21 protein-coding genes are annotated in these 23,714 nt (G+C 71.9%); 3 read left to right on the top strand and 18 right to left on the bottom strand.

Features of this window, described 5'->3' with window-relative positions; all coding sequences use genetic code 11:
• The first annotated feature begins 99 nt into the window (after positions 1 to 99).
• A complete protein-coding gene (locus ABD352_RS23070) occupies positions 100 to 594 on the top strand; it encodes an NUDIX domain-containing protein (RefSeq protein WP_344614521.1) in 495 nt (164 codons plus the stop codon).
• Here the strand turns inward: ABD352_RS23070 and ABD352_RS23065 are convergent.
• The 7 genes from ABD352_RS23065 to ABD352_RS23035 all read right to left on the bottom strand — a co-directional run bounded on the left by ABD352_RS23065 (position 576) and on the right by ABD352_RS23035 (position 9,005).
• Entirely contained in the window at positions 576 to 2,261 is a 1,686-nt protein-coding gene (locus tag ABD352_RS23065; protein ID WP_344614520.1) for a bifunctional 3'-5' exonuclease/DNA polymerase, read from the bottom strand. The two genes, ABD352_RS23070 and ABD352_RS23065, sit on opposite strands and share 19 nt — an antisense overlap.
• Positions 2,262 to 2,299: 38 nt before the next feature.
• On the bottom strand, positions 2,300 to 3,217 hold the full coding sequence (locus ABD352_RS23060) for a carbohydrate ABC transporter permease (protein WP_344614519.1): 918 nt from the start codon (positions 3,215 to 3,217) through the stop codon (positions 2,300 to 2,302).
• Between the two features lie 10 nt (positions 3,218 to 3,227).
• Positions 3,228 to 4,088 (bottom strand): carbohydrate ABC transporter permease, encoded by an 861-nt coding sequence (locus ABD352_RS23055; RefSeq protein WP_344614518.1) that lies wholly within the window; start codon positions 4,086 to 4,088, stop codon positions 3,228 to 3,230.
• A 61-nt stretch (positions 4,089 to 4,149) separates the two neighbouring features.
• Entirely contained in the window at positions 4,150 to 5,565 is a 1,416-nt protein-coding gene (ngcE, locus tag ABD352_RS23050) for an N-acetylglucosamine/diacetylchitobiose ABC transporter substrate-binding protein (protein ID WP_344614517.1), read from the bottom strand.
• Positions 5,566 to 5,588: 23 nt separating this feature from the next.
• Positions 5,589 to 6,341 carry a sugar isomerase domain-containing protein gene (locus ABD352_RS23045; RefSeq protein WP_344614614.1) on the bottom strand — a complete coding sequence of 251 codons (753 nt, stop codon included), beginning with the start codon at positions 6,339 to 6,341 and terminating at the stop codon, positions 5,589 to 5,591.
• A gap of 38 nt (positions 6,342 to 6,379) precedes the next feature.
• A complete protein-coding gene (locus ABD352_RS23040) occupies positions 6,380 to 7,384 on the bottom strand; it encodes a MurR/RpiR family transcriptional regulator (protein ID WP_344614516.1) in 1,005 nt (334 codons plus the stop codon).
• A gap of 352 nt (positions 7,385 to 7,736) precedes the next feature.
• Positions 7,737 to 9,005 carry an aspartate aminotransferase family protein gene (locus ABD352_RS23035; RefSeq protein ID WP_344614515.1) on the bottom strand — a complete coding sequence of 423 codons (1,269 nt, stop codon included), beginning with the start codon at positions 9,003 to 9,005 and terminating at the stop codon, positions 7,737 to 7,739.
• 53 nt (positions 9,006 to 9,058) lie between these two features.
• Between ABD352_RS23035 and ABD352_RS23030 the strand changes: the two genes are divergently transcribed.
• Positions 9,059 to 10,078 (top strand): coiled-coil domain-containing protein, encoded by a 1,020-nt coding sequence (locus ABD352_RS23030; protein WP_344614514.1) that lies wholly within the window; start codon positions 9,059 to 9,061, stop codon positions 10,076 to 10,078.
• A gap of 253 nt (positions 10,079 to 10,331) precedes the next feature.
• Here the strand turns inward: ABD352_RS23030 and ABD352_RS23025 are convergent, their stop codons facing one another.
• The 8 genes from ABD352_RS23025 to ABD352_RS22990 all read right to left on the bottom strand — a co-directional run bounded on the left by ABD352_RS23025 (position 10,332) and on the right by ABD352_RS22990 (position 18,385).
• Positions 10,332 to 11,870 carry a PucR family transcriptional regulator gene (locus ABD352_RS23025; RefSeq protein WP_344614513.1) on the bottom strand — a complete coding sequence of 513 codons (1,539 nt, stop codon included), beginning with the start codon at positions 11,868 to 11,870 and terminating at the stop codon, positions 10,332 to 10,334.
• Positions 11,871 to 11,898: 28 nt separating this feature from the next.
• Complete coding sequence (locus tag ABD352_RS23020) at positions 11,899 to 13,158, bottom strand: MFS transporter (RefSeq protein ID WP_344614512.1); 1,260 nt, start codon at positions 13,156 to 13,158, stop codon at positions 11,899 to 11,901.
• A gap of 85 nt (positions 13,159 to 13,243) precedes the next feature.
• A complete protein-coding gene (locus ABD352_RS23015; protein WP_344614511.1) occupies positions 13,244 to 14,242 on the bottom strand; it encodes a M4 family metallopeptidase in 999 nt (332 codons plus the stop codon).
• A 54-nt stretch (positions 14,243 to 14,296) separates the two neighbouring features.
• Positions 14,297 to 14,971, bottom strand: a complete 675-nt coding sequence (locus ABD352_RS23010) for a hypothetical protein (RefSeq protein WP_344614510.1) — start codon at positions 14,969 to 14,971, stop codon at positions 14,297 to 14,299.
• Positions 14,961 to 15,554, bottom strand: a complete 594-nt coding sequence (locus tag ABD352_RS23005; RefSeq protein ID WP_344614509.1) for an RNA polymerase sigma factor — start codon at positions 15,552 to 15,554, stop codon at positions 14,961 to 14,963. The genes ABD352_RS23010 and ABD352_RS23005 overlap by 11 nt, the downstream gene beginning before the upstream one ends.
• An 8-nt stretch (positions 15,555 to 15,562) precedes the next feature.
• Positions 15,563 to 17,659: a bifunctional polysaccharide deacetylase/glycosyltransferase family 2 protein gene (locus ABD352_RS23000; RefSeq protein ID WP_344614508.1), complete on the bottom strand. Its 2,097-nt coding sequence runs from the start codon at positions 17,657 to 17,659 to the stop codon at positions 15,563 to 15,565.
• A gap of 2 nt (positions 17,660 to 17,661) precedes the next feature.
• Positions 17,662 to 18,018, bottom strand: a complete 357-nt coding sequence (locus ABD352_RS22995) for a hypothetical protein (protein WP_344614507.1) — start codon at positions 18,016 to 18,018, stop codon at positions 17,662 to 17,664.
• Between the two features lie 79 nt (positions 18,019 to 18,097).
• A complete protein-coding gene (locus ABD352_RS22990; protein WP_344614506.1) occupies positions 18,098 to 18,385 on the bottom strand; it encodes a hypothetical protein in 288 nt (95 codons plus the stop codon).
• A gap of 102 nt (positions 18,386 to 18,487) precedes the next feature.
• Between ABD352_RS22990 and ABD352_RS22985 the strand changes: the two genes are divergently transcribed.
• Positions 18,488 to 19,204, top strand: a complete 717-nt coding sequence (locus ABD352_RS22985) for an SDR family NAD(P)-dependent oxidoreductase (protein WP_344614505.1) — start codon at positions 18,488 to 18,490, stop codon at positions 19,202 to 19,204.
• 216 nt (positions 19,205 to 19,420) lie between these two features.
• Here the strand turns inward: ABD352_RS22985 and ABD352_RS22980 are convergent, their stop codons facing one another.
• The 3 genes from ABD352_RS22980 to ABD352_RS22970 all read right to left on the bottom strand — a co-directional run bounded on the left by ABD352_RS22980 (position 19,421) and on the right by ABD352_RS22970 (position 23,591).
• Positions 19,421 to 20,515 (bottom strand): PASTA domain-containing protein, encoded by a 1,095-nt coding sequence (locus tag ABD352_RS22980; RefSeq protein ID WP_344614504.1) that lies wholly within the window; start codon positions 20,513 to 20,515, stop codon positions 19,421 to 19,423.
• A gap of 233 nt (positions 20,516 to 20,748) precedes the next feature.
• Positions 20,749 to 21,402 carry a response regulator gene (locus ABD352_RS22975; protein ID WP_344614503.1) on the bottom strand — a complete coding sequence of 218 codons (654 nt, stop codon included), beginning with the start codon at positions 21,400 to 21,402 and terminating at the stop codon, positions 20,749 to 20,751.
• Positions 21,399 to 23,591, bottom strand: coding sequence for a sensor histidine kinase (locus ABD352_RS22970; RefSeq protein ID WP_344614502.1), 2,193 nt, complete (start codon positions 23,589 to 23,591; stop codon positions 21,399 to 21,401). Before ABD352_RS22970 ends, ABD352_RS22975 begins: the two co-directional genes overlap by 4 nt.
• Positions 23,592 to 23,714: the final 123 nt, after the last annotated feature.

The raw sequence follows: 23,714 nt of genomic DNA, 5'->3' as shown, positions 1-23,714 counted from the left end.
CTTACCGACGCGCATCAGATTAATACGCCGCCCAGTCCGGCTCGATGAGGCTCCGCTCCGATCGACCCAGACGGGCGCCGATCGGTAGGCTGCATGCTCATGGCCCTCCATGATCACTGCTCGTACTGCGGCGCCGCCTATCCGCAAGGGTCGGCCTGGCCGCGGGTGTGCGCGGCCTGTGGCGAGACGACCTGGCTCAACCCCACGCCGGTCGCGGTGAACCTGCTGCCGGTCGATACCGACAACGGCCGCGGGGTGCTGGTGGTCCGCCGCAACATCCCGCCGTTCATCGGCGAGCTGGCCCTGCCGGGCGGCTTCATCGAGGTGGGCGAGACCTGGCAGGAGGCCGCGGTCCGGGAGCTGCGCGAGGAGACCACGATCCTGGCCGACCCGGCCGACGTGCGCCTCTTCGACGTGCACAGCGTGCCCCGCAGCATCCTCATCTTCGCGCTGCTCCCGGCCCGCCCGCTGGCCGAGCTGCCGGCGTCGGTCAGCAACGAGGAGACGCAGGGCATCGAGATCGCCCTCGAGCCGGCGCAGCTGTGCTTCCCCGCGCACACGGACATGCTGGCCGCCTACTTCGCGTCGGAGTAGCGCCCGACGATCGTCACGTCCAGGGGGAAGCGCACCTCGGTGTCGCCGAAGAGCAGGCGGCGGGCCTCGTCGCCGGCCGCGTGCACGGCCGCGGCGACCTCCTGGGCCTCCTCCTGGGGGCAGTGCACGATGACCTCGTCGTGCTGGAAGAAGACCAGCTCCGCGCGGCGGCCGGCCAGCGCCGCGCGGAGGCGGGCCAGCAGGACCAGGGCCCACTCGGCCGCGGTGCCCTGGATGACGAAGTTGCGGGTGAACCGGCCGCGGGCCCGGCCCTTGGCCCCGCCGCGGGACTCGACCTCGGCGCCGGGCTCGTCGAAGCCCTCTCGCCAGCTGACCGAGGCCGGCGGGCAGGTGCGCCCGAGCCAGGTGCGCACCAGTCCCCCGCTCTCCCCGGTGCGGGCCGCCTCCTCGACCAGGTCCCAGGCCGTCGGGTAGAAGCGGCGCAGCGCGGCGAGGGCGGGCGCGGCGTTGCCGCCGGTCTGGCCGTACATCGCGCCGAGCATGGCGATCTTGGCCTTGGCCCGGTCGCCGTCGAACGCCTCGGTGGCCAGGGCCGCGTAGAGGTCGCCGGCCGCGCCCGCGCGGGCCAGGCGCCGGTCGCCGGCGACGGCGGCGAGCACCCGGGGCTCCAGCTGGCCGGCGTCGGCCACGACCAGCGCCCAGCCGGGGTCGGCGACCACGGCCCGGCGCACGATCTTGGGGATCTGCAGGGCGCCGCCGCCACGGGTGGCCCAGCGGCCGGAGACGACGCCGCCGGGGATGTACTCGGCCCGGAACCGGCCGCCGGTGACCCACTGGTCCAGCCAGGACCAGCCGTGCGCCGTCCAGAGGCGGTACAGCTCCTTGTACTCCAGCAGGATCGGCACGGCCGGGTGGTCGACGTGCTCCAGCTCCCATTTGCGGGTGCTGCGCAGCATGATGCCGGCCCGGGCGAAGGCCCGCAGCAGCTCGGCCGGCGAGTCGGCGTGCACTCGCTGACCGAGGGCCTCGTTGAGCCGGACGCCCAGCTCGGCCAGGCGGGCCGGCGGGCCGCCGACCGGCGAGGGCGGGCCGAGCAACTCGCGCAGCAGGGCGTCGTGGACATCTGCCCGCCAGGGCAGGCCGGCCAGGCCCATCTCGACGGCGACGAGCGCGCCGGCCGACTCGGCGGCCACGAGGGTGCGCATGGCGCCGGCCCGCGGCGCGAGGGGGTGGGCGGACGGCAGCTCGGGCAGCGCCTCGATCCGCCGCCGCTGGGCCTGGTAGACGGCCAGGAGGTCGTCCAGCGGTACCGCGGGAGCGTCGAACGCGTCGAACAGCGAATCCTGCGACAGTCCCGGGGGCTCGGCGGCCCGGGCGGGAGGGTCCGGCGGCACCGGGAGCCCGGCCAGCCGGGCGGTCGCCGCGGCGATCGTGCGCGGCTGGCCCCACGCGCCCTCGGCGCCGAGCAGGAGCGCCTCGGCCAGTTCGAGGTCGTGGCAGCGCTCGACGCGGACTCCCCGCTGTACCAGCCGGGGATAGATCTCGGCCGTGGAGGCCCAAAGCCAGCGGGGGCGGTCGCGTGACTCGACTTCCGCGACCGCCCCCGCCAGATCGGGGACGAACCGCTCGGGCCCGGCGGGCGTGCCGTCGTCGGCCAGCGGTCTGAGCAGACCACCGGCCCCGGACGGCACCAGCGCGACGAGCACGAGCCATTACACCGCACCCCGCACGCGGGGCGCGGGACCTACTTGACGGCGCCGGCGGTGAGACCGGCCTGGATCTGACGCTGGAAGATGATGTACATCACGATCATCGGCAGGATCGAGATGGTCAGCGCCGCGAACAGGCCCGACCAGTCGGCCTCGTAGCCGGCCGCGGTCGAGATGTCGGCGATGCCCTGCGTGAGCACCCACTTGTCCTTCGCCCCGGCCATCAGGACCAGGGGCAGGAGGTACTGCGCCCACTGCCCGATCAGGTTGAAGATCGTGAGGCTGATCAGGCCCGGCTTGGCCATCGGCAGCATCACCGAGAAGAACAGCCGGGTGTGCGACGCCCCGTCGATCGTCGCCGCCTCGGCCACCGAGTTGGGCAGCGACCGGAAGAACGCCGACAGGAAGAAGATCGTGAACGGCAGGGAGTACGCGATGTACACCAGGATCAGGCCGGTGTAGCTGTTGAGCAGCCCGAAGTTCTTCACGACGAAGAACAGCGGGACGACGGCGAGGAACGGCGGGAACGCGATACCGGCCACGAACGCGAAGTAGATGATCCGGTTGCCCCAGAAGCGGTACCGCGCCAGCACGTACGCCGCCATCGAGGACAGCAGCATCGTGCCGGCCGTGCTGATGCTCACGACGAGCACGCTGTTGAGCACGTAGCGGCCGACGTGCGCCTTGTTCCAGGCCCGGCCCCAGTTCTCCCAGCGAAGGTGGTCCGGCATGGTCCACGGGGCGCTGAAAATCTCGGTGGTGTTCTTGAACGAGGCCAGGAACACCCAGATCAGCGGCACAATGATGAGCAGGGCCCACACGGCCAGCAGGACGTGGCCGATGCCGCCGAGCAGGTTGAACCTGCGCCGGTTGGCCGGCCGCGCCGCCCGGGGGGCGGCGTGGCTCGGTCCGCTCTGCTGGCCAGGAGTCACCCGGCCGGTGATGGCGGTCATTCCTGGCCTCTCAGAACTCGTACGCTTCGCGCCGGGTGACGCGCAGCGTCAGCGCGGCGAAGGTGAGGGTCAGCAGGCACAGCGCGACGCCGTAGGTGCTCGCGTCGCCGAGGCGGCTCTGCTGCATGTTGTTGTAGATCTCCAGGCCGAGGACCGTGGTGGCGCCGTCGGGGCCGCCGTTGTCCTGGGCCAGCACCTGCACGATGGCGAAGCCGTCGAAGGCCATGATTCCCAGGTACACCCACGCCGTCTGCAGCGTGTCCCACAGCAGCGGCAGCGTCACCGAGAAGAACAGCCGGACCTTGGACGCGCCGTCGAGCTCGGCCGCCTCGTAGATCTCGCCGGGGATGTTGGCCATGCCCGCCGAGAAGAGCACCACGTAGAAGCCGACCGCCTGCCACACCAGCACCGCGATGATCGAGGGCAGCGCCAGGTTCTTCTCGATCAGGAAGCCGATCGGCTTGTCCAGCCCCGCCTTCAGCAGCACGCCGTTGATCAGGCCGGACTCGTTCGGCCGGTACACCGTCTGGAACAGCACCGCGATGACCGGGATCGCGAGCACCTGGGGGAGGAAGAACACCACGCGGTAGAACTTCGACCCCCAGACGCCACGGGTCTGGCCGCCCTGGCCCTTGCCCCCCACGTTGAGCATGAAGGCAAAGACCAGGGCGAACGCGATGGTGATCAGCGGCAGGAAGACCAGCATGATCGCGTGGTGCTCCAGCGCCTGCCAGAACCGGTGGTTTTGGAACATGCGCGAGTAGTTCTCCGTCCCGTTCCACTTGGGCGGGACGAATCCGCGCCACTGAGTGAACGACAGACGAATCGTCTGCACGTACGGGGACAGGACGAAGATCGCGTAAAGCGTCACCGGCGCAACCAGGAACCCCAGAATGAAGGGGTATCTTCCGTGCCGCATGATCAGGCTCCGATCAGCGCTTGAACTTGGTGATGGACGAGTCCTTCTTGATCTCGTCGGCCTTCTTCTGGATGCGCTCGACGAAGGCGTCGGCCTTGATGCGGCCGAACATGAGCTCGTTGGTGGCGGTACGGGCCTCCTTGTCGAGGTCCTTGTACCAGCCGTCGAAGTACAGGTTGAAGACTTCCTGGCCGGCCGCCTTGAGGGCGTCCTGCGAGGACTGGACACCGGGGGTGAAGGTCAGGCCCTCGGTGCTCCCCTGGACAATGGTGGGCGCCTTGACGGTCTCCGTAAAGCCCTTGCCGCCCGCCTTCGACAGCATCTGGCGCATGTACTCCATGCCGCCCTTGGGGTTCTTGCTCTTGGCCAGCACGATGTAGCCCTCGCCGGCGGCCGCGCGCACCGCGGTCGACTTGAGCTTGTCCGACGACGTGATGCTCGGCGTCGTGAACATCTGGTACTTGAAGTCGGCCGGTGTGTCCTTCTTCTGCTCGTTCTCGAGCCAGTCACCGGACGGGTACATCGCCAGCTGGTACTGGTCCTGCTTGAGCTGGACGTCGGTGTGCTTGAGACCCTCCGCGCCCTGCAGGTTGTACTTGGCGCCGATCTCGGCCCACGCCTCGGCGGCCTGCTTGACCGCGTCGGCCTTCCAGGCACCGTCCTCGAGGTTGTCGATGTTCTTGAGGACGTCCGTGCCACCGATCTTGGCGGCGCTGGTGAGGATGACGTTCCACTGGTAGTAGGCGGCGTTCGCACCGGCGTAGGCGTAGGGCGCGATACCGGCCTTCTTGATGTCCTCGCAGAGCGCGGTGAACTCGCTCCACGTGGTCGGCGCCTTCCAGTTGTGGTCGCCGAAGAGCTTGCCCGAGTACCAGATGCCGAACACGGTGGAGACGTAGTACAGCACGTACGGCTTGCCGTTGAACGAGCCGGCCTCGATGGCGCCCGGCATCAGGGTGTCGCGGACCTTCTTGCTCGCGTCGTCGACCGACGGCGCGTCGAACAGCGGCGTGAGGTCCTGCAGCTGGCCGTCGGCGACCAGGGCGCCGAAGTCCATCGACTTCTCACCCGAGTTGTTGACGAACTCGGGGGCGTTGCCGCCGGAGATCAGCGGCTGGACCAGGGTGCTGATGGCCTGGCTCGACTGGTGCTTGACCTCGGACTTCGGGTGCGCCTTCTTGTACAGCGGCTCGTGCACGTCCGTGGCGTACTTGTCGCCGTAGCCACCGTTGAAGATGACGACGTTGATCGGCTGGTCCTCCGGGGCGCCCAGCGGGTTGTTGGCGCTGACGGCCCCGGTGTTCGAGTCGGACGGGCTGTCGCTGCTGCTGTCGGCGCAGGCGGCGAGCAGACCGGCGGCCGGCGTCGCGAGCGCGGCCACGGCCCCCGCCCGCTTCAGGACGGTACGACGAGTCAGATCATTGGACATTTTGGGGGTCTCCTCGGTTCGGGTCAGGCGGTTCGCCGGACACGCCCGGCGTACCGCGACTCGAGGGTGTGGTTGTGCTCGTCCCCGCCAGGGACGTTTGCGGACAGGTAGACGGGTGCCACCTCGCCCGCAGCCTCGATGCGTCGCACGACCTCGGCGACCACCAGCTGCGCGAGCAGCGCGTTGGTGACCGATGAGACCGGGCAGACCGCGCCGCCGCTCTCCAGCGACAGCAGTGCGTCGCCGTACGGCGCGCCGTTGTCCAGCACGACGTCGGCAATGTCGGCGAGCCGCTGGCCCGAGGGGTGCCTGGGGGACACCCGAGCGGTGTGCTCGACCGATGTGATCGCGATCAATTTGTGCCCACGCTGCTTGATCAGCAGCGCCATCTCGACGATCCCCCCGTTGATCCCCGACTGTGAGGCCATCACGAACACGTCCTCCGGACGCGGCGCGGCGATCTCGTAGAGCCGGACCGCGATGCTCGGATCGCGCTCCAGCTTCTCGTCCTCGAGGATCTTCGGGTCCGCGCCGCCGTAGACGACGAGGTCCCGAAGGAGGATCTTGTTCGTCGGCACGAGGCCCCCGGCGCGGCCGGCGAAATCCACCGCCACCGCCTCGGAGTGTCCCGTGCCGAACGCCTGGAGGAGGCCGCCGGCGCGCAGCGCGGCGGTGATGTGGTCGGCCGCCTGGCTGACGGTGTCGACCTGGGTAAGGGCGATCCGGTCGATGACCGACTGGATCGCGGAGACGTAACCGTGAGCGGTGACGGCCATCCCGTCGCCCTTTCTCGCGCGAGCGTCCTGGAGGGTGGTCACGACGCTTCCTTTCCGGTGGCCGACCGGTGACCGGCGACCGCCTGGGCCGTGACGGAGAACGCTGCGTGAGCGCGCTCGTGGGTGCGCTGGGCGACCGCGATGTACAGCAGGTCGAGCACCACGAGCTGCGGGTGGCGGGCCGAGAGGGCGTCGGGCCGGAACGTCGTCGCCTGCGTCGCGGTGAGCAGGACGATGTCGGCCAGCTCGGCCAGCGGCGAGCGCGGGAAGCTGGTCAGCGCGACCGTCGTCGCGCCCCGGCTGCTCGCCTCGGCGATCATCTCGATCGTCTCCCGGGTCTGGCCGCTGTGCGACACGCCCAGGGCCACGTCGCCGGCCTTGAGCAGGGCGGCGCTGGCCAGGCCGTTGTGCACGTCGTTCCAGGCCCAGGCGGCGATGCCGATGCGGTGCAGGCAGAACTGCATCTCCCCGCCGACCAGCGCGCTGCCGCTGGCGCCGTAGATGTCGACCCGGTCGGCCCGCGCGATCGCCTCCGCGGCGCGCTCCACCTCGGTCAGGTCCAGCAGGGCCGCCGTGTCGTGCATGGCCTGGGTATCGGCCGCCATGATCTGCCCGAGCACCCGCTCCAGCGGGTCGGTCGGCTGGATCTCGCGCCCGATGTCCATCGTCCAGCCGCCCGTGCGCGCCGCCCGGCCCGTCTCGCCGGCGATGGCCAGCCGCAGTTCGGCGTAGCCGACGAAGCCCAGCGCCCGGCAGAAGCGGGTCACGGTGGCCGGCGAGGTGCCGCTGCGCTCGGCGAGCTCGACGATGGTCGAGCGGGCCGCGGCGGCCGGGTCGGCGAGGATCAGGTCGGCGACGCGCTGCAGGGCGCCGGTGAGTTCGGGCAGCCCGGCACGGACCCGCACCAGTACGCTCTCCCCGGCCGTGGCCGAGGCGATCGCGAAGCCGTCGCCGGGCACCGCCCCGGCGACCGGAACGGCGGACACCGGCGAGGCGCCGACAGCGGTCTGCACCGCCGTCGTGAGCTCCTCGCGAGATGCCATCTCGTTCCCTTTCAGCAAAGTTCCTTAACTGTTGCGGTAAAAGTTCTTACTGAGGGGCCCTTCTTGTCAAGGAGTTGGGTGAAGTTTTCAAACTGTTACCTAAGAAGTGGATCTTAAAGGGAGCTAAAACCCCAGGTCAGACCCAATATTGATCTTGGGACGGGCGCGTCCTGCGGACGTCCAAGAAGACCATCCCGACCGGGGGTCGCGGCAGCCGCCGGCCAAGATTTAGCCCGTTTTGTTACAAGCGGAGGGTCGGTACGGTTCGCCGGTTTTCACGAGAAACGGCCGAACCAACCCCCTTGGGGATGGTTCGGCCGTGGGCGTGATCGAGCTGTTGACCTGCGCGTTCTCAGTTCGCAACACTTCCGTGCTCGACAAGAGCGCTGGTCAGAATTTCCAAACCTTCCCGCGCCTCGTCCTCGGTGAGGTTCAGCGGCGGGCCCATCCGGATCGTCGTGCCGTACAGCCCGCCCTTGCCCACCAGCAGGCCGTCGCGCTTGCACGACTCGAACACTGCGGCGGTCGCCGCCGCGCTCGTCAGCTCGATGCCGATCATGAGCCCCTTGCCGCGCACCTCGACCACGATCGGGCTCTGCACCGCGCGCAGGCCGCCCAGCAGGATGGCCCCGGTGCGGGCCGCGTTGGCCTGCAGGTCGTGCTCCACGATGTAGTCGAGCACCGCGTTGCCGGCCGCCGTGGCGATCGGGTTGCCGCCGAAGGTCGAGAACGAGATCCCCTGCACCGACTCCAGCACCTCGGCCCGCCCGACGACGCCGGCCAGGGCGATGCCGTTGCCGATGCCCTTGGCGAACGTCAGCAGGTCCGGCGTCACGCCGTGGGCCTGGTAGCCCCAGAAGTGCTCGCCGGTGCGCCCCCAGCCGGTCTGCACCTCGTCGCTGATGAGCAGGATGCCGTGCTCGTCGAGCACCCGCTGCCACACGGCCATCAGCTTGTCCGGGCCGTGCGTGAAGCCGCCGACGCCCTGGATCGGCTCGGCGATCAGGCAGGCCACCGGCCCGGCCGTCGTGGTCGCGAGCACCTCGCGCAGGTCCTCCTCGGCCGCCTCGAGGTACCGCTCGTCGCTCATGCCCCGCAGCAGCCCCCGCAGGCGGTCCCCGGAGTGCAGGTAGCTGACGTTGTACGGGCTGTAGGCCGACGCCGACCACGCCCGGTTACCGGTCACCGCAATGGTCGCCGCCGTGCGGCCGTGGTAGCTGTTGCGCACGGCCAGGATGCTGTTGCTGCCCCGCCGGTTCGTGGCGACCTGCAGCGCCGCCTCGTTGGCCTCGGTGCCGGAGTTGGTGAAGAAGACCCGGGCGTCGGGGATGCCGGACAGCTCCGCGATCTTCTCGGCCAGCTCCACCTGCTTGCGGATCAGGTACAGCGTGGAGGTGTGCACGACGCCGGTGCGCAGCTGCCGCTCGATCGCCTCCCGGACCTCCGGCAGGTCGTAGCCGAGCGAGTTGGTCAGGACGCCGCCGAAGAAATCCAGATATGTTTTTCCGTTACTGTCCGTGACGCGGGCACCCTTGCCCGTGACCAGCTCGATCGGCTCTTCGTAGTACAGGGGCATCCAAGCGGGCATGACCCGCCGATGGCGCGTGAGTAGGTCGTCCATGCCGTACATTCTCACGCTGGCGTTTTCCGGGCGCTTCGGTATGCTGACCCGCGATGTTGACGGCACCCAGACGTCTCCTCACGCTCCTGGTCACCGCACTGCTGTTGGTGGCCACGTTCGGTAACGCCGCGATGGCGGAGCCGACCCCCGGAGCCGACGAGGACGGCGGCCAGAACCTCACCGTGCGTCAGGCTCTGGACAAGGCAACGGCTGAGTACAACGACGCGAAAGGCCGGCTGGACAAGTCCGTGGCCGACCAGGCCGCGATCGGCGACCAGATGACCAAGACCCAGGCCAAGCTGGGCGAGCTGCAGGCGGCCGCGGGCGCGATCGCCAACGCCGCCTACCGCGGCCGGCGGGTCAGCCTGGTCAACGTGATCGTCGGCGCCGAGAACCCCGATGACATGCTGCACAACATGGTCACGGTGGAGTACCTCGTCCAGCGCGAGAACGACCAGCTGCACGAGGTCATCGAGGCCCAGAAGCAGCTGGAGCAGCAGCGCAAGGACGTCGACGCCGCGGTCGCCAACCAGCAGGCCCAGCTCAAGATCATGGAAGCCAACAAGAAGGCCGCCGAGGACGCGCTGCGCAAGGCCGGCGGCGGCGCCGACGTGTCCGGCGGCGCCCCCTCGGGCGGCAAGGTCACCACCAACTCGGTGGCGCGCAACTCGGACGGCTCCTACCCGTCCGAGGGCTGCACGATCGACGACCCGACGACGAGCGGCTGCATCTCCCCGCGGATGCTCAACTTCTACAACCAGGCCCGCATGGCCGGCTTCACGCACTACACGAGCTGTCACCGCAACGGCGGCGGGGGCGACCATCCCCTCGGCAAGGCGTGCGACTTCTCGGCGAATGCATCGACATTCGTCAACGCGAGGGCGACGGGGGCCGACAAGACGTACGGGGACAACCTCGCCGCCTGGGCCCTGGCCAACGCCAAGAACCTCGGCGTCAAGTACGTGATCTGGTACAAACGCATCTGGCAGCCCAGTAGCGGCTGGAAGTCCTACGGCGGCGACGGCACCCCGGCCGGCGACCACTACAACCACGTGCACATTTCGATGCAGTGACGCGGGCGTGTCCGACATGTCGGGCGCTCCGCGCCACGACATGTCGGATTTATACCCCGGCGGGCGGCATCTAGGTCTCGTGTGGTGTTTTCGCCGAAACGCCGGCACTCCTCGGGTTCAAGAGGGCGAAACGACGTTCTGGCCGCTCGCCGCTGCCGGCCGGGTCCGAGGCGGAGAGCCTGCTGTTCGTGGCGCCGAACGCGCTCGAGCGTGGTCGACGGGCTGGTGCGGCGGCTGCGACCGCCGCGGTGCCTCAGCTGCGCAGGGCGTCCAGGGCCAGCAGCGCGACGTGCAGGGACAGGCAGGCGGGGACCGAGTCCAGGTCGGCGCCCAGGATCTTGCGGATCTTGGCCAGCCGCTCGTAGAAGGCCGGGCGCGACAGGTGGCTGTGCTCGGCCGCGGCCGACTTGTTGCGCCCGCACTCCAGGTAGACGCGCAGCACGCCCAGGAGTTGCTCACGCGGGTTGTGGGCGTCGTAGGCCAGCAGCGGCCCCAGCTCGCGCTCCACGAACGTCTGCAGCCGGGGCTCGTCGCGCAGCATGTGCAGCAGCCCGGCCAGGCCCACGTCGGTCAGGCGCACCACGCCGCTCACCGGATGGCGGACCGCCTCGGCCACCTGGGCCGCCTCGACCAGGGAGCGGCGGGCCTCGCGCGGGGACGAGACGCCCTCGCCGGCGGCGATGACGACCGGCTCGCCGCCGGCCGAGCGCTGGAGCCGCTCGGCGAACTGCCGCAGCACCTCGGGTTCGTCCGACTTGTCGCGCAGGGCCAGCAGGACGCCGGCGCGCAGCGGGTCCAGGGTGCCGACCAGGCCCTTGACCGAGAGCTCGGACAGCGCCCGCTCGGCCGCGGCGGCCACGGCGGGGCGCAGGACCAGGCCGACGAGGTGGCGGCGCTCCAGGACCACGCCGAGCGCCCGGGAGCGAAGCGCCACCTCCTCGACCGGCATGGTGTGGTTGAGCAGGGCGGTGAGGAGCGTGCGCTGGGGGCCCTCCGGGTCGGGGTCGATCAGGCGGCCCAGGGCCAGGGTGGAGGCGGCCCGCTCGATGAGGATGACGTGCCGCGCCTCGGCCGACGGCACGCGCATGAGCAGGCGGCCCCAGTCCTGGCCGCGGGCGCCGACCGTGGTCACCAGCCACCCGGAGCCAGGATCGTGTGCGGTACGGCCCGCAGGCCGGATGACCCGCGAGTGCGACTCCCAGTTGGCCAGCAGCAGCTCGGCCGAGCCGCCCGCGGCGTCGTAGGCCAGGACCTGCCGGGACAGGTTCTCGAGGACCACCGGGGCGCCCGCCAGCGCGGCCGCCTGAGCGACGACCTCGGCGGGGCCGGCGCCCTCGACCGACAGGTCGGTGAAGCGCTGGTGGATCTCCTCGGTGGCGCGCAGCTCGGCCAGCTGGGCGTCGATGATCATCGAGTGGACGGCCTCGGTGATGGCGACGAACGGGGTGCCCCGGTGCAGCTCGACCAGCGGGAGGCCCAGGTCGGCGGCGATGCGGACCATCGCGTCGGGCAGGCGGCGGGCGTAGCGGCGGCCCAGCTCCACCGCCAGGCCGCAGGCGCCCACCTCGGCCAGGTCGGCGATGTACCGGCGCAGGCCGGCGTCGTCCGGCGGCAGGCCGATGCCGGTCGTGAGGACCAGCTCACCGCCGCGCAGCAGGGTGGCGATGTCCGGCACCTCGGAGCTGTGCACCCAGCGCACCGCCGCGTCGAGGCCGCGCTCGCCCGCCACGACCCTCGGCGCGCCGTTGCGCACCGGCTCCAGGTCGAGCACCTCGCGGACGGTCGGAAACATCAGCGCGGATGCTACCGCGCGGAGGGCCTCACGCGAGCTCACCGGCTTCCCGGAGGGTCTCCGGGCGCCGCTGCCGGATCGGGGTGGCCAGCGCCGCAAGCGCGATGGCCACGCAGGCGGCGCCGCCGACCGCGCAGGTGGCCGTCACGCCGTAGCGGGCGGCCGCCCAAGTGAGCGCGGCCGCGCCGATCGGGCCGAGCGAGTTGTGCAGGGTCCAGAACGCGGACGTGACCCGGCCGAGCAGATGGCCCGGGGTGATCTCCTGACGCAACGACATCGAGCAGATGCCGGCCCAGCCGGTGGCCAGCAGCTGCACGGTGGCGAGCGCGCCGACGGCGATCACGCTGGTGGTCAGGCCGAGCGCGGCGATGGCCACGCCGCACAGCGCCCACGAGCCGATCCAGCAGGCGCCGAAGCCCAGCCAGTTGCGGAACGGGGCGACGGTGCTGGCCGCGAGCAGCGAGCCCAGCGTCGCCGCGGCCAGCACGTAGCCGACGATGCTGTCGGAGCGGCCGAGATCGTGCTTGAGGTAATAGATGATCAGGTCGGTCAGGCCGGTGGTGATGAACAGCAGCAGCGACAGCAGCACGGTCAGCGAGCGCAGCACCGGATGCCGCCACAGGAACGTGACGCCGGCCAGGAAGTCCTCGCGCAGCGCGCGGCGCCCGGAGGCGACCGGCTCGGCGGCCGTGGCCGTGGCGGCGGGCCGGATGCGGATCAGCAGCAGGCCGGCGGCGGAGGCGGCGAAGGTCGCGGCGTCGACCGCCACGGCGGCCGAGGGGCCGAGCGTGGCGGACAGGATGCCGGCGAGCATGGGGCCGCCGACGCTGGCCACCGCATAGCTCGAGTAGAGGTGCCCGTTGGCCCGCGTGATCTGCTCGGGCGGTACGAGGGCCGGCACCACGGTCACGTAGGTGACCTGGAACTGCATGGCGAACGCGCCGGCCAGCGGGACGACCGCGTAGATCAGCCAGACCTGCGGCGAGATCAACCACGCCAGCGGCACGATGCCGTAGAGCACGCAGCGCGCCACGTCACAGCCGATGAGCAGGGCCCGCCGGTTGGCCCGGTCGGCGATGTAGCCGGCGAACACCCCGGTGACGACGGACGAGACGCCGACCAGGCCGGTCACCACGCCCATCTGCACCAGCGAGCCGGTGGCCTGCAGGACCAGCAGCGGAATCGCCACGAACGAGAACGAGTCGCCCAGCGCCGACAGTGTCTGACTGGCGAGGAAGATCTGGAAATCCCTGCTGCGCCACAGGCTGACGCCGGCCCCGTTGGACATCAGCATCCATGGAACAAGCGGGTCCGCCGGCTGTCAACAACCCGCGGCCGGAAGCGTCACCGGTGGCGCTTCCGGCCGCGGTGCGCTACAGAATGCCCCGGGCGGCGAACGCGGCGCGGGTGGTCCGCGCGGCGGCCGGGCCGTAGAGGCGCTGGGCGGCGTCGACGGTGGCCTGGGCCGCGGCCGCGAACGACACGTCCGGGGTGAACGCGAACTGGGCCTCGACGATCAGGGTCGTCGCCCGGGCGTCGCCGAGCCCGGTGCGGATGTCCCAGAGCGCCCGGGACCAGATCTCGCCGTCGGCGTGGACCTCGCCGACGACGTCCGCGGGGTAGTGCTTGTCGCCGTCGAGGCGGCGCAGGCAGTGCGGGACGGTGGTGGTGTACGCCGTGGAGTCCCAGTCGGCGACGCAGGCCTCCGGGGTCAGCGTGGGCACGCCGGTCGCCCAGCTGGAGACCGCCACCGCGAGGTAGTCGCCGAAGGCCTCGCCGATGGCGCCGGACTCGGGGGTGGTGCCGAAGCCCGGGACCTGGCCGTCCTGCACCGAGTGGCCGTACTCGTGCACGATGACCTCGGCGTCCTCGGCGTCGTCGACGCCGCCCTTGCCGAGGCTGATGTTGGCCTTGTCCTCGCGGAAGAAGGAGTTGTCGCCGCCGTACTGGTCGATGCGCAGCTCGATCTGGCGCTGGTTCACCGGCCGCAGCGTGGAGCCGAAGCCGAGGTGCTGCAGGTAGTGCTGGGCGGTGGTGACCCAGTAGTACCCCATGACCTGCTCGAACTGGTCGGCGTCGCGGTGCCAGGCCGGGAAGGCGCCGTCGACGAGCGCGGCGGCCCGGCCGGTGGAGCTCTTCACGACGACGTAGCGCCCGGCCAGACGGCCGGAGCCGTCGAGGTCGGTGAGCGTCACCCGCCGGTACGCGGCGGCGAACGCCGGCAGGTCGGCGTCCTTGGCGTCGGTCAGGTCCTGGCGGCCGAGCGCCTGCACGGGGTTGGGGGCGAAGACGGTGGCGGCGGCGGAGGTGCCGGCCGCGGCCGCCGGTGTCGCCGGGGCGAGGGCGGCCACCACGACCGCCCCGATCAGCATGAGACTTCGTCGCATGTCGATGCAGCGGCGGAGGGGTCCCTGGCGTTACAGACGTCAGGGGTGCGACGGGTGAGCGGGATGACTTGGCTGCTTACCGTTGCCGCTGCCGTTGTTGGCGCCGTTGCCGTTGCCGCTGTTGCTCTTGCTGTCGCTGCCGTTGCTGCCGTCGCCCTTGTTGCCGTTGCCATTGCCTGGGGTGGGTGCCGCGGCGGAACCACTGGGGCCGACGCCGAGCAGCCGCCGGCAGTACTCCTCGATCGCCGGCTGGCCGCCCGCCAGCCGGGCCAGCTCCTGACGTTCCTCGGCGGTGACGGGGCGGGCGTGCGGGTCCGCCCGGAAGGCCAGGAACCGCTGGCAGGCCTCGGCCGGTACGAAGGACGCCGAGACGGACGGCGACGGCCCGGCCGTCGCCGAGGCGCGCGGCCGCCCCGACGGACGCTGGTCCGCCGGCTTCGCGCTCGGCCGGTCGTCCTCGCCGATCCAGGCCCGGACCGGTTCGGGCAGGTGGCCGGTCCCGGCCGCGTAGGCGGTCCCCCCGGCCGACACCGCGGCGAGCGCGGCGAGGGCCAACGCGACGGCCCGGCGGCGGCGCCGGTTCACGGGCCGGTACTCCCGGCGGAAGCCGGCGACGGCCGCGTCCTCCCCGGCCAGTTCGTGTGGCCGGCCGGGCGCGGCGGCGGCCCGCAGGAGCTCGCCCAGCCGGCCGTCCGGCAGTTCCTCAGGATGCATCTGGACCGTCCTCGGCGGCGTTGCGATAGTCGCGAACCTGTGGATGCTCGGCCAGCCGGCGTAACCCGCGCATCGTGGCCACCCGCACCGCGCCGGAGCGCTTGCCGAGCACCTTGGCGGTGCCGGCGACGTCGAGACCGGCGACGACCCGCAACATGACGGCCTCCGCCTGCTCGCGCGGCAGGGTGGCGATCAGCCCGACGGCCCGGTCGGTGTCGGCGAGCGCCACCACCTCGGCCGCGGCGTCGGGCGCGACGGCCGACGCGGCCAGCTGGTCGATGGCCTCGTGCGGCTCCTCGTGCCGGCGCCAGGCGCGCCGGTTCTCGTCGATGCCGCGGTTGCGGGCTATGCGGAAGAGCCAGACCCGGAACGCCGTCGCCGTACCCCGGAACCGCGAGAGGTCCCGCGAGACCTGCAGCCAGGTCTCGGAGGCGACGTCCTCGGCGGCGTCACCGCACACCACCCGCAGGTACCGAAGCACGTACGGATGCAGGGCACGCCACAGCACGGCGAACGCCGCCGCGTCGCCCTCGATCGCCGCGGCGAGCGCCTCCGCCAAGTCCTCGTCGGCCACACGTCGCATTGAAGCCGTCATCGACGCGCGGCCGCCAGCCCCGAGCGAGTCATGGGCCGCCAGCGCTGCCGCCCGCCGAGCATGGCCGCCACCGTTGCTTGCACAACGACAAGATAGAGCAAGTAGCGGTAGACGGCCTGTTGCAGTGGTACGACCCATACGGCCCCGACCCCCTCTCCGTCCAGGTGCAGCGCGTACGCGGTCGTGGCCATCTGCAGCGCGGTGAACCCGCACCACACGGCGGCGACCTGGGCGACCGGCAGGAACAGCACCCCGTACAGCGCGTACACGTCGATCAGCGGCGCGGTCAGCGGCAGCAGCATCTGGAAGAGCACCAGGTAGAGCAGCCCCCGCCGGCCGAGGCGCCCGGCGCCGCCCGGCTCGAGGACCGCGGCCCGGTGCTTCCAGGCGGCCTGCATGGTGCCGTAGCACCAGCGGTACCGCTGCCGCCACCACTGCCGCGGCGAGCTCGGCGCCTCCGTCCAGGCCACCGCCTTCTCGGCGTAGACCGCGCGCCAACCGGCGCGCAGCACCGCCATGGTCAGGTCGGTGTCCTCGGCCAGCGTGCCGGTGGGCACCCCGCCGGCGTCGCGCAGCGCCTGCCGCCGGAAGGCGCCGATCGCCCCGGGGATGGTCGGCATGCACTCGCCGAGGTCGAACAGGCGCCGGTCGAGGTTGAAGCCGACCACGTACTCCAGGTGCTGCCAGCGGCCGAGCAGGCCGTCCCGGTTGGCGACCTTGGTGTTGCCGCTCACCGCGCCGACCGCCGGCTCGGCGAAGGGCTGCACGAGCCGCCCGATCGCGTCCGGCTCGAAGACCGTGTCGCCGTCGACGAGCACCAGCAGGTCACCGCTGGCCGCCGCGATGCCGGTGTTGAGCGCGGCCGGCTTGCCGGCGTTGGCCTGCCGGATCAGCGACAGCACCGGCACCTGCAGCCGCAGCCGCTGGACGATGCCGGAGGTCGCGTCCGTCGAGCCGTCGTCGACGACGATGATCTCCACGTCGGGATAGTCGCTGCCGGCCAGCGAGCGGACCGTCTGGGCGATGTTCGCGGCCTCGTTGTACGCGGGGACGACGACCGACACCAGGCCGAGGTACTGCCCCGGCCGCGCGGACCGGCGGGCGCGGCGGGCGTGCCGCCGGGCGGCCGTGACCTGCACGACGAGCCGCGCCAGGGCCAGCACCGTGGCGACGATCACGATCCACCGGACCGCGACAGCGAGCAGGTGACCGATCGTCTGGCTCCACCGCAGCGCGAGCCCGCTGACGACCGCGCCCCGCCCGGCGGCCGCGGCCTCCGGCAGGCCGAGACCGGCCGGCACGGTGACGAACCGGGCGCCCTGCAAGCCGGCCAGGATCCGCCGGGTGGCCTCGACGGTCTGTGAGCGGTCGCCTCCGCCGTCGTGCAGCATGATGACGGCCCCGGCGCCCGCCGGCCCCGTGAGCGCGGCCCGCACGATCGCGTCCGCGCCCGGGCGCTCCCAGTCCCGGGTGTCCCGGTCGGCCAGGACGGCGAGGTACCCCTCGCCCGCGGCCGTGCGCAGGACCGCGGTCTCGGCGGCGTCGAGCGCGTCCGGCGTCGAGGAGTAGGGCGGGCGCATGAGGCGCGCGGTGCGCCCGGTCGCCGCCGCGATCGCGTTCGCGGTCATGGTCAGTTCGAGGCGCTGCCGCCACGCCGGCTGGGCGGCGAGGTCGGGGTGGGTGAAGGTGTGCACGCCGACCTCGTGGCCCTCGTCCACCATCCGGCGCACCAGCTCCGGGTAGCGGTTGACCTGCGCGCCGACGACGAAGAACGTGGCGTGGGCGTGGTACTGGCGCAGCAGGTCGAGCAGCTGGGGCGTCCATCGCGGGTCCGGGCCGTCGTCGAACGTCAGCGCGATGCTCCCGGGCGACATCCCGGCCTCGCGCATGCCGCCGTCCGGCGAGGCCACGATGACCGGCCCGGCGGTGCCGGCGAAGGCCGGCCCGGACGCCGGCGCGGCCGCGGCGTGTCCCTCCCCGCCCGGCCGGGCGGCGTAGCCGTCCAGGCACAGCTCGGCCAGCAGCACGACGAGGGCGAGCAGCAGGAGGATCCAGTGGGCCCGAGGTTCGCGCCGGGCCTTGTGGGCGGCCACGGCTACTTCGTCCGGCTCGATTTGGGGTTGCCAGGGTGCGTCGTCGGGCGGTTGCCCGGTTTCGCGGTGGTCGCGGCCGGGGATGGCGTGGCCGCGCCCGCGGACGTTCTCGGCCGCCGCGTGGCCGGCGGCCCGGACGCGGCCGGGGCCGGTGCCGGCGCGAGGCCGCCGCCGGCGTCACGCTGCTGCAATGCGCCGCGCCCGCTGTCCGGCAGGCCGGGCACCGGAATCGGCGAGGAACCCAGCAGCCCGGCGACGAGCAGGCCCACGCCGGCGAACAGCAGCACGCCGAGCCCCGCGCCGAGCGCGGTGATGAGCCGCCGCCGCCGGCCGCTGCGGTCCATGAACACAGGTTCCACGGCACCAACCGGCGGCACAGCTCCCCAAGGCGTTACACCCCGCCCCCGGCGACGCTGCCGCTGACCGTCGCCGCCCCGCTCAAAGCGGCAGGCGCCGGTAGGCGCGGTCGAGCTGGTCCTGGCCGTGCCCGCGGGCGGCAGTGTAGCCGTCGGGTCGCACCAGTACCCACCCGTCGTCGCCCAGACCGAGGGTGTCGGCGGCGGGTCTGTCGACCGGGCAGTCGCGCGCCAGGCCCGGCAGGGACGGTGTCGCGCCGCCGGCCGCCGCGGCGGTGGCCGAGGTGACCAGCAGCCAGGTGGGCTCGCGCAACGCGGCGAACAGCTTCTTCCAGCCGGCAGTGTCGGCCTCGGGGTTCGGCTGTCCCAACCCACGACGCCCCGGTTTCCTGCCGGTTGTAGGTGGTATATGACGCTGGCAGCCGTGTTTCTGCTTCCGCATTCCGATCAGACGGAAGAAAGCGACCACCCAATGGTGAACACCGCGCAGAAGGTCGCCATCATCACGGGCGCCTCGCAGGGCATCGGCGCCGCCCTGGTCACCGCCTACCGGGAACTCGGCTACGCGGTCGTCGCGACCGCCCGTTCCATCGGCGAGTCCGCCGATCCCGAGGTGCTGACCATCCGCGGCGACGTGGCCGAGCCGGGCGTCGGCGCCCAGATCGTCGACGCCGCGCTGGGACGGTTCGGCCGCATCGACACGCTGGTCAACAACGCCGGAGTCTTCATCGCCAAGCCGTTCACCGACTACACCGGCGAAGACTACGACACCGTGGCCGGGGTCAACCTGCGCGGCTTCTTCGAGGTCTCCCGCAGCGCCGTCGCCGCGATGCTCTCCCGGGACGGCGGCGGTCACCTGATCAACATCTCCACCAGCCTGGTCGACCACGCCAACTCGCAGGTACCCTCGGCGCTCGCCTCGCTGACCAAAGGCGGGCTGAACGCGGTCACCAAGGCGCTGGCGATCGAGTACGCGACCCGCGGCATCCGGGTCAACACCGTCGCGCTCGGCAACATCCGCACGCCGATGCACCCACCCGAGGAGTACGAGGCCCTGGCCGCGCTGCACCCGATGGGCCGGTTGGGCGAGATCGACGACGTCGTCCAAGCGGTCGTCTACCTCGAGAACGCCTCGTTCGTCACCGGGGAGATCCTGCACGTCGACGGCGGCCAGAGCGCAGGGCATTGAGCACGACAAGCCCTGAGACGGCCCGCCCTGCCGCCCAGGGCGGAATCCAGTGCGTGCGGGCAGGAGAGGCGATCACCGACGTGAGCTGCGCACCCGGCGCGAACCCGGTGTCGACCTCGGCCAGCCACTCCTCAGCGGCTACGCTGCGCCCCAGTGGCCGCCGTACGGTATTCGATTGTCTCCGCAAGTCATCGATGACGATCCCGGACTTTCGTATCAGGGGGCCGGCATCCACTTTGGCTGGTCCGAGCCAGCACCGGACGTTGTGCAGACATAGCGCTTTCCGGTAGCCGAGTATCCGTACTCGCCCTTGTCCTTCTTCTTGCAGAAGGCACCCGGAGTCACGCCCTGAAGGGCGCCACTGCCAGAACTACCGGTGGTGATCCGCCCCTCGGCCTTCACGTCGGTGTAGACGATGATCTTTTGGCCGATCACGAGGGGCTGGCCCGCCGCTGGGGCGGTGCGGGTCACGACGTGATCACCCCAGTAGTACCCGTCTGGCGGGGTGTGCTCGGTCGCCTCCTCGAACGGCCCAGCGGGAAAGCTAATCCCGTAGTTCCATTTCTCGCCGGTCAGGTCCGGCATCGTCGGGTTGCCCTGGAAGAAGTCCCAAACCTCTGGGTCCACGACGTGGAACTTGACCGTGCCAGTGACCGGCTCGCCGGCTGCCGGCGAAGTGCTGACCACCCGATCGCGGTCACTCGGGTGGCCGTAAAGGTCCGTGGTTTCGATTCCGTTCTTGTACGACACCATCAGCGTGACGTCGGCCTTCGCTGACTTCAGGTCCTTCCCGATGTAGTTCGGCATGGTCAGCGTCGTGCCATCCAGGGCTACCGGGTCGGTGTACTTCACCACACGGAAGCTCACCTGCCGGCCCGCATAGCCGTTTGCATACAGGTCGACGCAAGCGCCAGCATCAGGCGTTTGGGCTACGATCCGCCAGTTATTCCGGTCAAGGACATGCCGGCCCTGCCCGGTCGCGTCGGTCTCGTTCCCCATCGTGAGCTTGGCGGCTTGCAGGGCCGTGTTTGCCTCCGTCAGGCTTGACCCCACCATGTCAGGGACCTGCACCGAATTGCCGGCGCAGCCTTCTGCGTCTGCGTGACTGACAGGGCCGGGCTTATAGCCACACGCCGCAATGGCTACGACCGCCGCGACAACGCCGACTCCTACGAGAACGTTCTTGGCGCCCATCAGTGATCCCGGCCTTCTGACGCGGTCCCGACGGCCCAGCCGCCCAATCGGTGACGAAACAAATTCGGCGGATCTTATCTCAGTTCGGCTGTCCGCAATGCGCGCCTCGTCGCGCATTGCGCCAGGGTCGGGTAGCCCGGGGAAGCGGTCAGGGCCCCGTTTCTGTCTGGTTTGGTGATGGTTTGCTCCAGCTCACCGAATACGAGCAGGCCATGTTCCTCCGCAGCGTTACGGCCATTCGGGAGGGAACCAGTCGGAGCCGGTCTTGGTGCTGGCCCGCGTGCGCCAAGCGCTTGCTTGGCGCCCGCCTCCGCCGGGCGCGCCTGGCGGCCGTCCTCTCCCCCGGTCCGCTACCGGATCCCGGGACGGATCAGCCCGGCCTCGTAGGCGGCGATCGTGGCCTGAACCCGGTCGCGCACCCCGAGCTTGCTGAGGATGACCGCAACGTGGTCCTTGGCCGTCGACGTGCTGATCCCGAGCGCCGCCGCGATTTCGGCGTTCGAGAGCCCGCGGGCCACCTGATGCAGCACCTGCGTCTCGCGTGTGGTCAGCCCGCGCAGGCGCTCAGCGTCGGCCGGGCCGGGGCCGGTCGCGAAGCGGTCGATGAGCCGACGCGTGACACCGGGGTCGAGGATGGCCTCGCCCGCGGCGACGACCCGGACCGCTTCCACGACCTTGGCCGCCTCCGCATCCTTGAGCAGGAACCCGGCGGCACCGGCGCGCAGGGCCGCGAACACGTACTCATCGAGCCCGAACGTCGTCAGCATGACGATCCTGGTCGCCGGCTGTCGCCGGCCGATCAGCTCGGCGGCCGCGAGACCGTCGGTGCCGGGCATCCGCACGTCGAGGATGGCCACGTCGGGGGCGGTGGACGCGGCGATCGCGGCAGCGGCCTCGCCGTCGGCGGCCTGCCCGACGACGGTCATGTCGGGTTCGGCGTCGAGGATCGCGGCGATGCCGGCCCGCACCACCGCCTGGTCGTCGGCAACGATCACGCGGATCATCGCAGCGCCTCCGGCAACCAGACGCGGACCGTCGTGCGGTCGGTGTCGAGCGTCACGGAACCGCCGGCGGCGTCCACCAGGTGCCGCAGCGGCCGCATCAGGTCGCGGCCCGCGGGCGGACGGCGGCGAACCTCCATGCCGAGGCCGTTGTCGGCGTACGTCACGACGACCGTCGCACCGTCGGTGATGAGCGCCGCACCGGCACGGTGCGCGACCACCTCCAGCGGCGCCGGCAGCGGGCGGGGCGCGCCAAGGTAGCGCAGCGAGGACCGGCGCCGCGCCGCCAGGTCGGCCAGAGCGGCCACCGCCGGTGGCGGATCAGGCGAGTCCTCCGGCAGCCCTTGGAGAAGCTTCCGGAGCGCATGCAGGCCGGCGCGGGCCTCTTTGGCGACCTCGTCCAGCCGGCCGGCCTCGGCCGCGGCGACCGCCGACACCGCGTGCCCACGTGCGCTGCGGCGCAGCCCGTCCGCGATGCGGAGCCGCTCGTGCCGCGCGGCGCTCTCCGCCCGGCGCAGCAGCGCCTCCCGTTCGTGTTGCTCGGCCGCGGCTTGCCTCGACCGCCGCGCCGCCACCAACCTCCCCACCAGCCAGGTGACCATCAACGGAGCCCCGAGGATGACCGCCAGCACGGCCGAGGCCGCGATACGGTTCCCCGTGATGTCCGGGCCGGCGCCCAGCGCTACGCCGCCGACGGCGGCCACTGCCAGCGGCGCACCGAGCCCGTAGCGGTTCGCGGGCCGATAGGCGGCCACTGCGTAGACCAGCGCGAGCTCGACCCACCAGCACCACAGGAACGTCTCGGCCGGGTCCCGCCGGGTCCACCCCGCCGCGGTACACCCCAGCCAGGCAAGCAGGATCGCCAGCGCCGCGCTCAGCGCGGGGCCGGGCGCGAGCCGACGCCACGCCAGCGGCAGCGCGTGCAGGGTCAGCAGCGCGACCAGCAGCATCCCCGGCACGGGCGCGGCCAGCGGATCCGGGTCGTCCCCGCTCGGCAACAGCACCGCACCCATCGACAGGCCGAGCGCGAGGACGACCAGCGCCCGGTCCCGGATCACCCCGCCGGCCACGTGCAACGCCGGGGCGCCCGGTGCCGGGTCCGAGCTGGTCGGCAGCCGCGCATGGACCCGCCAGCCCGATCCGGCCGGTCCAGCCTCCAGGCGCCCGCCGGCCGCCTCGACGCGGGCGCGCAGCCCGGCGAGGCCTCGCCCGGCGCCGAGGTCACCGGCGGCCGGTGCGCCGCCGTCGTCGAGCACCTCGACGCTCACCCAGCCGTCGCCGGCCGCGATCCGGACCATCGTCGCGGCACCCTCCGCGTACCGCATGATGTTGGTCAGCGCCTCGCGGACGATCCGGTACACCAGGCCCGCGACGTCCGGCGGCAGGGCCGCCGCGGTGTGTTCGTACCGAACCGACGGGTGTCGGGCCACCAGCGCGTCGATTGCCGCGATGCCGGCCTCATGGTCCGGCTCCGCCAGCACGACCAGGCGGTCCAGGTCCTCGACGGCCTGCCGCCCGGCGTGCACCGCGTGCTCGACCGCCCCCTCCCGCAGCGCCGGGTCCGCGAGACGCAGCGCCGCACCGGCGGACACGACGATCGCGGTCAGGCGGTGCGCGGCCACGTCGTGCGGTTCGGCGGCGAGTCGCCGGCGTTCCTCCGCCGCCGCGAACGGCGCAAGTGCGTCCGACGCCGACCGGAAGGCCGCCGCCGCGTCCCGGTCGACGCGGATCCGCCGCCCCAGCCGCCCGACCGCCCACACCGCGCCGCCCACGGCGCCGAGCAACAGCGCCGCACCGGCCGCCGCCCGCAGCGAGGCACCGTGGAAGGCCGCCGCCACGGCCAGCCCGAGCACCACGGCCGCGACGCCGACCGCCGAGACCACCGCGGTACGGTGCACCACGAGCCCGTACGACGTCAGCACCACCGCGACCGGTCCGGCGACCGCGACCGTGGCGAGGCCCTCGCTCAGCGCCGTGGCGAGCACGGCACACAGCAGCGCGAGCTCGGGCGCGCGGCGCCGGTACAGCAGCGCGCCGAACGCAACCACGGCGACCGCGCAGACCCCGGAGAGCGGGCGCGCGTCCAGCGCGACGCCGAACCACCACGGCCCCAGCGGCCACCACAGCACCTGCGCCAGGACGACCGCCGCCGGCACTCGCAGGTCGCGCCTGGCCGGCGCCCACTGACCCATGCATCGAGCGTACGGGCAGGCTTTCGGCGGGGCAGGCCCCCGCCGAAAGAGGGGGTGCCGGCCCTGGGCATCCCATCCGCGGGCACGACGAGAACGCCCGGCCGGCCGCTCAACATGATCCTC

This window comes from Dactylosporangium salmoneum (genome assembly GCF_039532525.1).
Lineage (GTDB): Bacteria > Actinomycetota > Actinomycetes > Mycobacteriales > Micromonosporaceae > Dactylosporangium > Dactylosporangium salmoneum.
Note: the sequence above shows the minus strand (reverse complement) of the source record. Positions and strands in the feature narration are given on the sequence as shown.

What these genes read in the sequence shown, in the direction of transcription:
- ABD352_RS23070 (WP_344614521.1), top strand. Translation starts at nt 100, where the DNA reads ATGGCCCTCCATGATCACTGCTCGTACTGCGGCGCCGCCTATCCGCAA.
- ABD352_RS23060 (WP_344614519.1), bottom strand. Translation starts at nt 3,217, where the DNA reads ATGACCGCCATCACCGGCCGGGTGACTCCTGGCCAGCAGAGCGGACCG.
- ngcE (WP_344614517.1), bottom strand. Translation starts at nt 5,565, where the DNA reads ATGTCCAATGATCTGACTCGTCGTACCGTCCTGAAGCGGGCGGGGGCC.
- ABD352_RS23045 (WP_344614614.1), bottom strand. Translation starts at nt 6,341, where the DNA reads ATGGCCGTCACCGCTCACGGTTACGTCTCCGCGATCCAGTCGGTCATC.
- ABD352_RS23040 (WP_344614516.1), bottom strand. Translation starts at nt 7,384, where the DNA reads ATGGCATCTCGCGAGGAGCTCACGACGGCGGTGCAGACCGCTGTCGGC.
- ABD352_RS23035 (WP_344614515.1), bottom strand. Translation starts at nt 9,005, where the DNA reads ATGGACGACCTACTCACGCGCCATCGGCGGGTCATGCCCGCTTGGATG.
- ABD352_RS23030 (WP_344614514.1), top strand. Translation starts at nt 9,059, where the DNA reads ATGTTGACGGCACCCAGACGTCTCCTCACGCTCCTGGTCACCGCACTG.
- ABD352_RS23025 (WP_344614513.1), bottom strand. Translation starts at nt 11,870, where the DNA reads ATGTTTCCGACCGTCCGCGAGGTGCTCGACCTGGAGCCGGTGCGCAAC.
- ABD352_RS23020 (WP_344614512.1), bottom strand. Translation starts at nt 13,158, where the DNA reads ATGTCCAACGGGGCCGGCGTCAGCCTGTGGCGCAGCAGGGATTTCCAG.
- ABD352_RS23015 (WP_344614511.1), bottom strand. Translation starts at nt 14,242, where the DNA reads ATGCTGATCGGGGCGGTCGTGGTGGCCGCCCTCGCCCCGGCGACACCG.
- ABD352_RS23010 (WP_344614510.1), bottom strand. Translation starts at nt 14,971, where the DNA reads ATGCATCCTGAGGAACTGCCGGACGGCCGGCTGGGCGAGCTCCTGCGG.
- ABD352_RS23005 (WP_344614509.1), bottom strand. Translation starts at nt 15,554, where the DNA reads ATGCGACGTGTGGCCGACGAGGACTTGGCGGAGGCGCTCGCCGCGGCG.
- ABD352_RS22985 (WP_344614505.1), top strand. Translation starts at nt 18,488, where the DNA reads ATGGTGAACACCGCGCAGAAGGTCGCCATCATCACGGGCGCCTCGCAG.
- ABD352_RS22980 (WP_344614504.1), bottom strand. Translation starts at nt 20,515, where the DNA reads ATGCGCGACGAGGCGCGCATTGCGGACAGCCGAACTGAGATAAGATCC.
- ABD352_RS22975 (WP_344614503.1), bottom strand. Translation starts at nt 21,402, where the DNA reads ATGATCCGCGTGATCGTTGCCGACGACCAGGCGGTGGTGCGGGCCGGC.
- ABD352_RS22970 (WP_344614502.1), bottom strand. Translation starts at nt 23,591, where the DNA reads ATGGGTCAGTGGGCGCCGGCCAGGCGCGACCTGCGAGTGCCGGCGGCG.